Source organism: Rhodoferax sp. PAMC 29310 (assembly GCF_017948265.1).
Classification (GTDB): Bacteria; Pseudomonadota; Gammaproteobacteria; order Burkholderiales; family Burkholderiaceae_C; genus Rhodoferax.
Map to the genome: position 1 here is coordinate 4,097,064 of NZ_CP072852.1, position 12,007 is coordinate 4,109,070.

Below are 12,007 nucleotides of genomic sequence, written 5' to 3' on the forward strand. Positions count from 1 at the left end.
TATGCTTCTGACAGCGTGGAGTTTTGGGCTGGTTGGTGTCACTTATCTGGCCTTTTTTCTGCGTCTGCTTCAGTTAGGCTATCTGAGCGCACCGCAAGAGCTACCCAAGGTTTTGCTCTTGGTGGCTGTGGGGGGCTGCACCATTTGGGGCGCGGCGGGATTTGCCCTTGTACAGACGTCGGATCCGGTCTATGGGCTGGTCAGCGCGTTGGCTGACATTTTTCGGTATGGCGCCTGGTTTGCCTTTCTTTTGGCCTTGTATCGGCCAAGTGCAGTACAAAAGTCGTCACGCCGTTTTGGACAACTTGCATCGGTTGCGATCGTGCTGGTTTCCTTTAGTTTTTTTTCCGTGTTGATGTTGTGGTTGGGTTCGAATCAATGGGGCGATCCATCTCGTTTCATGCTTTTTAGCTCAATGGCGCAGTCGGTCTACGGCATGGTATTGCTTGAGCAAATTTTTAGAAACGTCGAAGAAGATTCCCGCTGGAACCTCAAGCCGCTTTTTCTGGGGCTGGCTGGCGGATTCTTGTTTGATTTGTACATTTTCTCGCAGGCGGTGCTGTTCAATAGTTTGGATCAAGACGCATTGAGTATCAGGGGAGGCGTCCATGCGTTGGTTGCACCCTTACTAGTGCTGTCAAGCACCCGCCGATCTGACTGGATTCAGAAAATCCGCCTGTCTCCCAAGGCGGCTTTTCACTCGGCGACCTTGCTGATTGCCGGCCTCTACCTGCTCTTCATTTCAGGCATCGGTTACTACATCCGCTATTTCGGCGGGGATTGGGGGCGCGCGCTTCAGCTGGGTCTCGTGTTCCTCGCGTTGGTTGTCCTGATGGTATTGGCGCTGTCAGGTGCATTGAGGGCGAAACTGAGAGTGATGGTTGGAAAGCATTTTTTCCGCTACCGCTACGATTACCGCGAGGAATGGCTCCGATTTACCAATGCCTTGTCTGTCGGGGACTCCCCTCAAGCGATGGGACAGCAGGTGGTTCGAGGACTGGCCGATATGCTCGAGAGTCCGGGTGGGGGCTTGTGGATGCAGGGCCAGAATGGAGGCCAATTGACGCAAGTCGCACACTGGAATTTCCCGGCAACGAATGAGCAGGTGGCAATAAGCTCTTCACTTTGTCAGTTCCTGGTGAGCAGTGGCTGGGTTGTCAATCTTGGGGAGTTCCGCTCATTTCCTCGCCGCTATGAGGGGCTGGCCTTGCCCGAGTGGCTGCGCAATGCGGCGTCCGCCTGGCTGGTTGTGCCATTGTTTGTTGGGGACGATTTGATTGGGTTTGCCATATTGGCGACCCCCAGAACGCACATTGACGTCAATTGGGAGATTAATGACCTGCTCAAAACGGCAGGCCGGCAAGCTGCCAGTTTTTTGGCTCAGATGCAGACCACAGAGGCCTTGCTTGAGGTCAGAAAGTTCGATTCATTCAACCGGATGTCCGCGTTTGTCGTTCATGACCTGAAAAATATAGTGACCCAGCTTTCACTCATGATGAAAAACGCCAAGCGACTGAGCGGCAACCCGGAGTTCCAGCAGGACATGTTGATGACGGTCGAAAATTCATTGGACCGCATGCGTCAATTGATGCTTCAATTGCGAGAGGGCGCGACGCCTCCGGGCAAGGCCTTTGGCGTCAATCTTGAGGAAATTGCGACACGAATTGCCGGCATCGCCCTGCGCCGTGACAGGGTTCTTGAAATTGAGGTCAAAGAGGCCGTACTGACCCGGGGGCATGAAGAACGATTGGAGCGCGTCATTGGCCACATGGTACAAAATGCTTTCGATGCAACCAACGCAGGCGGGCGTGTTTGGCTCTCTCTGGAAAGGGCCAATGGGCAGGCTCAAATCGTTGTTGGTGACACAGGACAAGGGATGACACCAGAATTCATCCAGAATCGTTTGTTCAAGCCTTTTCAAACAACCAAGTCAGCGGGCATGGGCATCGGCGCGTATGAGAGTTTCCAGTACGTCCAAGAGTTGGGCGGAAGAATTGACGTGCAAAGTGAGCCCAATGTGGGGACAACGGTCACTATTCAATTGCCGCTATTTGAAACCCGGAAGGAGTCAGACCTCCACACGAAAGACGTTTCATGACCGCAGAAAAAACTCGTTCACTACTGATTGTCGAAGATGATCTCGCACTCCAAAAGCAGATCAAATGGTCGTTGGATCGTTTTGAGTCTGTCACTGCCGATGACCGGGAAAGTGCGCTGGTTCAGATGCGCAGGAGTCAGCCTGCCGTCGTGACCATGGATTTGGGATTGCCGCCTGATGCCGACTCGGTGTCAGAGGGTTTTCGGTTGCTGGAACAAATCATTGCCTTCGATCCAGACATCAAAGTTATTGTCTTGACAGGTCAAAACGATCAGGCAAATGCCTTGCGCGCCATTGCCATGGGTGCCTATGACTTTTTTGCCAAACCCTTTGAGCCTGATCTGTTGAACTTGACCGTTGAGCGCGCTTTCAGGTTATTTGAGCTGCAGGCGGAAAATCGGCGGCTGCGCGAGCTGCATCAGCCGGAATCGTTGTCCGGATTGGTGACGAAAGACCCGGAAATGATGCGCGTTTGCCGAACCATTGAGAAGGTTGCCAGCAGTAATGCAACGGTTCTATTGCTGGGAGAGAGTGGCACGGGGAAGGAAATATTGGCGCGGGGCCTGCATCAAGCCTCAGCCCGGCGTTCCGGAAAGTTCGTCGCTATCAACTGTGCCGCCATCCCTGAAAATCTGCTGGAAAGTGAGCTTTTTGGCTACGAAAAGGGTGCGTATACGGGAGCCGCGAAAACGACATTGGGCAAGATTGAGACCGCTAACGGTGGCACGTTGATGCTGGATGAAATTGGGGATTTGCCGCTTTCGCTGCAAGCCAAGTTGTTGCGATTTTTGCAGGAACGGACGATTGAACGGTTGGGGGGTCGACAGGAGATTCCCGTTGACGTCCGCGTGGTGTGTGCGACCCACCAGAATCTCAAGGAGCAAACCGGCGATGGTCGTTTTCGGGAGGACCTGTATTATCGATTGGCCGAAATCGTGGTCGATATTCCCCCATTGCGTGATCGGATTGGTGACGCAGCGCTGCTGGCACATGCATTTGCGCGCCGATTCTCTAAAGAGCAAAATCGTTCAAACATGACGTTGGCTGAGTCAGCGGTGCGCGCAATCGAGAAATATGATTGGCCAGGCAACATTCGCGAGCTTGAAAATTGCATCAAGCGCGCAACCATCATGGCAGATACAAACCAGATCACCAGCGATGATTTAGGTTTAAAAAGCCTTGCGGTGAATCCAAGTGATGACATGCTCGAACTGCGTGTCATTCGTGACAATGCCGACAAGGAGGCCATCGTCAAAGCGATGGGACGTGTGAATGGCAATATAGTGAAAACGGCAGAACTACTGGGTGTCAGTCGGCCAACACTTTATGACTTGATGCACAAGCTTGGGTTGAAATAGCAGGTTCCAGTGGCCTGGAGTCGCCCGACCAGTTGAGTAAATTTCAGGGGTGAAAAATGAAAATTAGAAATCGTACCGTCAGCGCAGTGGCTTCGAGCCTGCTAGCAACTTTGTTATTGATTAGTTGTAGTGAGAAGCCCGAGGACTTGATTGCTTCGGCCAAGGCCTACCTTGCCAAAAACGACAGCAAAGCTGCAGTCATTCAAATCAAGAATGCGCTCCAAGCAGATCCGAGCCAACCAGAGGCGCGGTTTCTTTTGGGTTCTGCGTTGTTGGCTAGCGGTGACCCGGTGGGTGCCGAAACTGAATTGAGAAAAGCGCTGGATTTGAAGTATCCGATGGATCAGGTCGCGCCGAAGTTGGCTGAGGCACTTTTGGCCCAAGGGCAGCCCAAAAAAGTTACCGAGGAGTTATCCTCCGTGGTGGTGGCCGATCCCTCGGGTCTCGCCGAGATGAAGACGCTACTGGCGGCCGCTTATGCCGGGCAGGGCAAGACAGAACTCGCCCAAGGTGCGCTCAATGCCGCACTTCAGGCAGACCCCAACTATGCACCTGCTTTGCTGGTCCGTGCGCGAGAAAAAGCCGGGTTGAGGGATTTTGAAGGGGCGATGGCCATTGTGGATGATGTTATTTCCAAGTCGCCGAAGAATCATGAGGCATGGAAGATGAAGGGAGACCTGCTGCTTTACGCGCAAGATCAACGAGATCCTGCCTTGCAGGCCTACCTGAAAGCCGTCGAATTCAAACCGGATTTTCTGGCGGCCCATGCCGCTGTAACGACGCTGCAGTTGCAACAAGGAAAGCTGGACGCTGCCAGTCAACAAATTGAATTGATGAAAGGGTTTGCCGCCAATCATCCGCAGACCAGGTTTCTACAGGCGACACTGGCCTATCAACAAAAGGATTTGAAACAGGCGAGAAGTCTGCTGCAACAGGTGTTGCTGGCGGCCCCAACCAATGTTCAGGCGCTCCAACTAGCTGGTGCTGTTGAACTTCAACTGAACTCACCTGTTCAGGCTGAGGCCCACCTGAGCAAGGCGCTTCAACTGGTGCCAGACCTCCCGGTGGCGCGACGGTTTTTGGTGGTGACTTACCTGCGTGCTGGCCAAACCGCCAAAGCGCTTGAGACGCTTCTGCCGGGTCTGAATCGTGACAATGTGGACCCGGAGTTGCTATCGATTGCCGGTGAAACATACCTGCTGAACGGCGACGTCAACAAGGCGGAGGAGTACTTTTCCAAAGCCGCCGCCCAGTCCCCTGACGATGCCCGCAAACGGACCTCTCTGGCCATTACGCACCTGATGGCCGGCGCCGTCGATTCCGCGTTTGTAGAACTTCAGAATATTGCCGCCTCTGATGCAGGTACCACTGCTGACATGGCTTTGGTCAGCGCTCACCTTCGGCGAAAAGACTATGACAAGGCGCTCAAAGCCATTGACGGCCTTGAAAAGAAGCAGCCTGGCAAGCCCCTTGCGGCGGTGTTGAGAGGTCGAACACTGCTGGCTAAACGAGATACATCTGGTGCCCGGACGAGCTTTGAGCGGGCGGTCGAACTGGATCCCCTCTTTTTTCCAGCTGTTGCCAGCCTCGCTGCGTTGGACTTTATTGAGAAGAAACCCGACGACGCCAGAAAACGCTTTGAGGCGTTGGTGAGCAAAGATCCCAAAAACAGCCAGGCTTTGCTTGCTTTGGCAGAGTTGGCTGCTCGATCAGGTGCTGGCAAGGAGGAGGTAGTGGCGGCCATCAAAAAGGCTGTCGCGGTCAATCCGACCAACGCCGTCGCCAGGTTGATGCTGATTGACTACCACCTGCGCAACAAGGATGCGCGCCTGGCAATAGCGGCGGCTCAAGAAGGCGTGACGGCGTTGCCAGACAGTCTGCAAATGCTGGATGCCTTGGGGCGTTCTCAACAAGTCGCCGGGGAGTTCAATCAGGCGGTGACCACTTTCAATAAATTGGTCGCAATGCAGCCTAACTCTCCGCAACCCTATATGCGGTTGGCTGACGTGCACATGGCCGCCAAGGACAAAGTTGCAGCTGCGGCTAGTCTGCGCAAGGCCCTTGAAATCAGACCCGATCTACAACAAGCACAGCGTGGCACCATCATGCTGGATGTTGACGGAAAAAATTTCAAAGGGGCCATAACTACTGCACGCTTGATGCAAAAGCAATCTCCGAAAGACGCGCTAGGGTATGTTCTGGAGGGCGATATTCACGCTGCTCAGAAGGATTGGAATAGTGCCGCATCTGCCTATCGTGAGGGTGTTTCTAAGTTTTCCGCGCCCGAGTTGGCAATCAAACTGCACTCCGTCCTGCTTGCCGCCGACAAGACATCCGAAGCAGAGAAATTCTCGGCATCCTGGCAAAAAGACCACGCCAATGACGCAGCTTTCCTCCTTTATTTGGGCGAAGGGGCGATCGCTCGAAAGGATTACAAGGCCGCTGAAAAAGCGTATCTGAACATCATTAAATTACAGCCAACATTCGCCATTGCCTACAACAACCTGGCTTGGGTCACTGCCAAATTGGGTACAGACGGCGCCATTGCGTACGCCGAAAAAGCTTTGGAGTTGGCGCCCAACCAGCCCGCGTTCATGGACACGTTGGCGGTCCTTCTGTCGGACAAAGGCGATCATGCCAAAGCCGTGAAGCTGCAAACCGAAGCCATCAAGGTTCAACCAGACAACCCCATCTTCATGCTCAACCTCGCCAAGATCTATATCAAAGGCGGTAACAAAGCGTTGGCTAAACGCGAGTTGGACGAGCTGGCAAAATTGGGCAGTAAATTTGGCGGGCAGGCTGAGGTTTCTGCTTTGTTGAATGGGTTGTAGATGTGTCGAATATTTTTACAGTTGTTCTGATAAATGCAGTTGGAACACGTGGTAACCAAATAGAATCAATTACTTAGGCTTGCTGGCGTGATAATTGCTTCCGAGTTGGGAGAGGTGAAACAATCATGAATTCAAATAACGCAGGCCAGTTCGATCGCCCAAATGAATTGCGCCGCAAGCTGTTTCGCGGGGTGTCGGGCGGGGTCGGGGTGCTACTAGCAGTGCAAGCCAAGACGGCGCTTGGGGGTAGTTGCGCAAGTCCGTCGGCTATTCTCAGCGGTAACACCAGCCCGCGGCCGGGTACCGGTGACACTTGTTCGGGTGGCTGGTCTCCTGGCTTTTGGAAGGTGCCCCAACATGCAACCGATTGGGGGTTGGCTGGCGCGACTTATCCAACCTTCAAAAAGACGGTGGTGACCTGCACTAGTAGCGGCATGAAAGGACTGACGCTCAAGGACATAAATACCCCGGGTACCCTGCTCAGCGCGGCAGGTTTTGGGACTGGCGGGGCTCCTGCAGGCACGGGAATATGGGCAGTAATCGCTTTCCCAGGCAGTTTTACCGGTGGACAATTGTTGCGTCATTTGGCAGCAGCTTGGCTCAATGCGGGACGCTTCACCAGTGCCAGCAATCGTTATCCTTTAAGTCGTTCTCAGATTATTGCAATGTGGGATGCAACGAAGAGTGGTGGTTTGTACATGCCCAATGGCGCTAGTGTCAGCCAGGGCTGGTCTGCGACTCAGGTCATTAGTTACATTGAAGGCATGTACGACATCAATTCCGGTGACCCCGCGCTCTGTACGACCCCCTAGTGGGCGGAAGTTGGAGGTGGCAAATTATTCAAATCGATAGTCTCTTGCTTTCGCGCCGGTGACACTCAAAAGTTCCTTCGTCGAGTCGCCCGGGTGGTTGTCGATTGCGCCGGGGCGTGACTTGCGTCTTTCGCCAAACTGGTCCTGCTCGGATGCCACGATTTTGTTTGACCGAAACTCTGGGGATTATTGGGTAATTTCTGCCTTGGCCAATGCCGTTGTGCGACTATTGCAAGCAGGGTGTGGCATGGCGTACGTTGACCTTGAGCGCCAACTCAGCGGACTGGCGCCGGAGACGGATCTTCTGCCGACATTACGCAGTCTGGCTGATAATGGTTTGCTCCGACCCTTGCAGGGCTCAATATCTCACGCAACACTGTGTAGATCTTCCGATTGATCGATACCGTCTTACATATCGCGCCATTCAATGTGCGAGTTCGCTCGCCGATCGCCGCGGTGATTCGACATCTTGAATTTTTCTATGAGGGTTACCGGCGCGGTGAGCCGGGGTCATTCATTGATTTTGATGTTCAGGTGCTGCAGGGTAAGGGACTTCGGCGCTGGTGGCGACCGCAGGTGCGCTTTTTGCTCGACGGCATGGAGTCTTTCTATCCTTTGCCAGCGGCGCAATCCGCGCCGCTGTTTGAATGGGGTTTGAACTGGTGCGTGGCGAACCGGCCGCTAGGTTACCTGGTTATGCACGCTGGATTGTTGGCCCGCGCAGGGCAGGCCTTGATGATGCCGGGTTTTCCGGGCGCGGGAAAAAGCACCTTGTGCGCCGCCTTGTGTTTGATGCAGGACTGGCAACTGCTTTCGGATGAGCTTGCCATTCTGGACCCGGGCTCTGGTTTGATGCAGCCGCATCCGCGCCCCATTAGTCTAAAGAATGCTTCGGTCGATGTAGTCACAGCATTCCCGCAAGCCCGTCTTGGGCCCCTGTATCACGACACCCGCAAAGGTTCGATTTCCCATGCTGCCTGTCCTGCGAGTTCAGTGGCGGCGGCAGGCACCGTGGCGCGGGTTCGATGGATAGTGCTGCCGCGTTTTGTGGCAGGCGCCGTGCCGCATTGCGAGAAAATCAGCCGGGCCGAGACATTTTCCCTCATCTCCGAGCAGTCATTCAACAAGGAGCGCATGGGCGAAGTCGGCTTCGACGCGCTGTGTGGCATGCTCAGCGGAGCGGACTGCTACCAGATTGTTTTTGGCTCAACAGCTGACGGTCTGAAGCTCATTGGCGATATCACAGGGTCATGACGCGGCATCTCAGCAGCTCAGAATTGATCGCCGTGCTGGGTGACCCGTGCAGCGCACGCCAGTTTGACGCGGAGCAATGGTCGGCATTGGTGAATATTGCGCGTCGTACGAACCTGCTCGGCGTTTTGGCTGAGCGCTTGAATAGCGCCGGTGTGTCGGCGGGCCCTCTGGCAAATCGTCATTTTGAGGGCGCCCGACAACTTAGTGAGCGCCAGCACCGGTCGGTTCTTTGGGAAGTCCATCAATTAGATGCCGCACTGGGACATCTGCAAATACCGATCCTGTTGCTCAAGGGCGCTGCCTACGTCATTTCTGGGCACGTCGTTGGCAAGGGAAGGCTCTTCGGCGACATCGATATTTTGGTTCCGCGTGCTTCTCTGGGCGACGTTGAAAGCCGCCTAATGCTTGCCGGTTGGGTAAGCGCGACGACCAGCGCCTATGACCAGAGATATTACCGAAAGTGGATGCATGAGCTTCCGCCGATGACCCACTTGCGCCGCGGAACCGTGTTGGATGTTCATCACACCATTCTTCCGTTGACGGCCCGAAACGCTCCGGATCCCAAACAGATCATCGATCGGTCATCGTACCTACCAAATTTCTCGATGATGCGAATCCCATCCCCTGAGGATCTGGTTATTCACAGCATTACACATCTGGTACATGAAGGTGAAATGCACAATGGGCTGCGCGATTTGAACGATATCGACTGCATGCTGCGGCGGTTTTCCTTGGTGCCCGGGTTTTGGGATCGCTTTGTTGGTTGCGCAGTCGGCAATGATCTCGCCGGGCCGGTTTGCTTCGGCCTGAGTCTGGCTCGGCGCTTTTTTGGCACGCCCATCCCATCCGCCGTACTGACCCAATTGTCGTCCACAGGGCGTGGCCAACAGACCACACGCTGGCTCGAGGCGGTCTACGTCAGGGCGATTGAAGCCGCTGGCGAGGATCATCGCAGCATCACAATGGATCTGGCGAAGTGGTTGGTCTATGTGCGATCCCATTGGCTGCGCATGCCTTGGACGCTGATGATTCAACACCTGTCGATCAAGGCGTGGGTCCGCTGGCGCGCCAGTGTGGGAAGTGCTCGCGAGTCGTAATATGTCGCTTCGATGTAGTGAAGCCAAGCCCGGTCAAGTGACAAAATTTATATAAATTCATAGAGTGTGGAAATGAAATCCAAGTCAATTTTTCCAATGCTAATCGGGCATATTGCACAAAAACCGCTGGCTGGACTAAAGCCAAAGTCGGCATCAAGGGCAGACCCGAAAGAGGTCCGTTCCAATCATAGTGCCGATAGCATGCTGGTTGTTGCATTCCGGGCGCGTTAGTTAGTCCCCTCTTTTTCACTGACTGACCGAGATACATTTAACCCCTCGCTTGCGCGCATCCCCTGCGCTTCCACGATGGCGCTGAAATAGGCGCGTTAGGAGGACTCTCTGACATTAAAGGCTTCACAGGAAAACCGGATGGCAAGGGCTGAGGGCGCCTGGGCGAGAAATGCCGCTTTGCTAGGACGGCGTCAGCCTTCATAATGATTTGGATAGGGCGATTTTGATGAATGGGAGCCGCATGAAAACCAGATGGATGCTAGTTTTGATGGTCTGTAGCCTGTTTGGTGGGCCACTTCGTGCCGATATGGTCAGCACGATTGCCAGGGTCAAGCCCTCGGTCGTCATCGTGGGGACTTTCAAAAGTACAAACAGCCCACGTTTCAATTTGCGGGGAACGGGTTTTGTCGTGGGAAATGGCAACTTGGCGATTACCAATGCACACGTCCTGCCCGACCCCAGCGACGTCGATGTTGCCGCTGATCTGGTTATTCAGATCAAGATCGGTGAAGATAGATTTCAAATCCGACCTGTGACCGTGCTTGATATTGACGTCGCCCATGACCTTGCCCTGCTTCGTTTCGATGGGCCACCCTTGCCGCCGGTGTCCATTGGAGATTCTGATCAGGTACGCGAAGGGCAACCAATTGCGTTTATGGGTTTTCCGATTGGTGGGGCTTTGGGCTTCTCGCCGGTTACACACCGCGGCATGATCTCGTCAATTGCTGCGGCAGCGCTGCCGACTCCAACTTCGTCACAACTCAACGCCAAAATGGTCAGGAGCCTGCGTGCAGCCAGCTTTGACATCTTTCAGCTCGACGGAACGGCCTACCCCGGCAATAGCGGAGGGCCCTTGTTCGACCCTGATAGCGCCGATGTCCTCGGCGTGGTCAATATGGTGTTTATCAAGGGTACTCGGGAGTCCGCTTTGACGCATCCTTCAGGGATTACTTACGCCATTCCGGCGAAGCATGTGGTCCAGCTGTTACAGGGAAGATAGCTTCTTTTTCATTCGGTCGCTCATGGGCTTACTTCGCCCCATCGCGTAAAAATTGGGTTGCATTGTCAAGATCCTCGTGAGTGGACCCTTCCTTCAAAACGCTGACCAACTTACGCCAGGGAAGATCGGCAGTCTCCAGATGAAAACCATAGAAGCCTTGTTCACCTTCAAACTTCCCTCTCATAATTCGAACTCTTAGATTTGAGGTCTCATTCTTTCCGAGCCGAATGCAGGCTTGCCCCCAGATACCCTCTGGCAATGGAACTTTGGACCTAGCCAGAAAGCCATCATCGGATAACTCCACCACCTTCAAGGAATAAGACTTGGCGTTGGGGGATTCGCCAACCACAAAACTACCGGGGCACTTCAATGAATAGCGCTGATGTTTCCTCTGCCGAATTCGAAAGTCAGTTTCAGAAAATATGGTCGGTAAATGCGCTTTGTATTGCGGCAGGTTATAGATGGAGTGCAATAAGCCCCGGTCACGGTCATCCAGCGAATCAAAGGTATTGGTCCGCTTGTTGAAAAAATAGTCAAGCAAGTCCGGCGTCATAACCGGATCATTGGTGGTGAAGTAGCGGCGACCGGGCATCACGATATTGCGCAACTGAGAGCGCACAAAATAGTGGTATAAGTTTTTTCGGCGCGATTTGTTGCGATAGGCATCTCTCAGCAAGCCCGGGGCGTGGTGTAAGTCGACACTTGCCCCAACGGCTGGCGCGCCGTTGACGAAGTCATAGTTGTCAACGGTTTCCTGCTTCAGACGTTCAAAAAACAGAAGGGATTCGTACATCTCTATTCGGTCTGGGTTAACCGCAATTACCAGGTGTCTGGTATCAAAGAACGTAGAGCAGTAGTCATACATGAACTTCATCAACGGGAAAAGAATCATGCCCCCGGTGTTTCTAAACTTGGGGTGAACCGCCAGCGCCGACACCTCAGCGAGCCGGCCCTTCTTCTCTCGGACTTCTTGCAAGTTGAAGACAGACTGCAATGGGAACCCAAAGACACTTTCACGTATCAAAGACAGGGTGCCAACCACCTCTCCGTCATATAAGGCGCAAAGCGTGGTGGTTGTCGGCAAGGCGTGGTAAATGGTGACGCGCATGCCCGACGGGTGTGGCGCCATGAAGCCGCTGCCAACATAGGCGTCATGCAACAGTCTGAAGCAAGCCTCCAGCTCCTCCTTGGTCTGGGCAATTTTGAGCACCAGGCGTTTGTCTGGGTTAGGGTCGCAATCAACGAAAGACCGGTAAATGGCAAAACGAAAGCGCCGGGGAAAATACGAGAAAAGCTTGCGCAACGCCTGCCGCAGAAAACGTTTAA

The 12,007-nt window shown here is 53.9% G+C and carries 8 protein-coding genes; 7 read left to right on the forward strand and 1 reads right to left on the reverse strand.

All coding sequences use genetic code 11. The annotated features are described in order from the left end of the window. Position 1: 1 nt before the first annotated feature. The 7 genes from prsK (at position 2) to J8G15_RS19010 (ending at position 10,681) form a co-directional block, all read left to right on the forward strand. Positions 2 to 2,098: an XrtA/PEP-CTERM system histidine kinase PrsK gene (gene prsK, locus J8G15_RS18980; RefSeq protein WP_210544235.1), complete on the forward strand. Its 2,097-nt coding sequence runs from the start codon at positions 2 to 4 to the stop codon at positions 2,096 to 2,098. Further along, positions 2,095 to 3,456: a PEP-CTERM-box response regulator transcription factor gene (gene prsR, locus J8G15_RS18985; RefSeq protein ID WP_210544237.1), complete on the forward strand. Its 1,362-nt coding sequence runs from the start codon at positions 2,095 to 2,097 to the stop codon at positions 3,454 to 3,456. Before prsK ends, prsR begins: the two co-directional genes overlap by 4 nt. Positions 3,457 to 3,512: 56 nt before the next feature. Continuing rightward, complete coding sequence (prsT, locus tag J8G15_RS18990; protein ID WP_210544239.1) at positions 3,513 to 6,287, forward strand: XrtA/PEP-CTERM system TPR-repeat protein PrsT; 2,775 nt, start codon at positions 3,513 to 3,515, stop codon at positions 6,285 to 6,287. A gap of 125 nt (positions 6,288 to 6,412) precedes the next feature. Then, on the forward strand, positions 6,413 to 7,099 hold the full coding sequence (locus J8G15_RS18995) for a hypothetical protein (RefSeq protein ID WP_210544241.1): 687 nt from the start codon (positions 6,413 to 6,415) through the stop codon (positions 7,097 to 7,099). 393 nt (positions 7,100 to 7,492) lie between these two features. Further along, positions 7,493 to 8,353: an HprK-related kinase A gene (locus tag J8G15_RS19000; RefSeq protein WP_210544243.1), complete on the forward strand. Its 861-nt coding sequence runs from the start codon at positions 7,493 to 7,495 to the stop codon at positions 8,351 to 8,353. 32 nt (positions 8,354 to 8,385) lie between these two features. Then, positions 8,386 to 9,450: a nucleotidyltransferase family protein gene (locus J8G15_RS19005; protein ID WP_240538590.1), complete on the forward strand. Its 1,065-nt coding sequence runs from the start codon at positions 8,386 to 8,388 to the stop codon at positions 9,448 to 9,450. A 439-nt stretch (positions 9,451 to 9,889) separates the two neighbouring features. Then, complete coding sequence (locus tag J8G15_RS19010; RefSeq protein WP_240538374.1) at positions 9,890 to 10,681, forward strand: serine protease; 792 nt, start codon at positions 9,890 to 9,892, stop codon at positions 10,679 to 10,681. 28 nt (positions 10,682 to 10,709) lie between these two features. On the opposite strand, the gene J8G15_RS19015 is transcribed toward J8G15_RS19010, so the two are convergent. Next, the gene (locus J8G15_RS19015; RefSeq protein ID WP_210544247.1) at positions 10,710 to 11,891 is read right to left on the reverse strand and encodes a GNAT family N-acetyltransferase; all 1,182 of its coding nucleotides are present in this window, start codon (positions 11,889 to 11,891) and stop codon (positions 10,710 to 10,712) included. Positions 11,892 to 12,007: the final 116 nt, after the last annotated feature.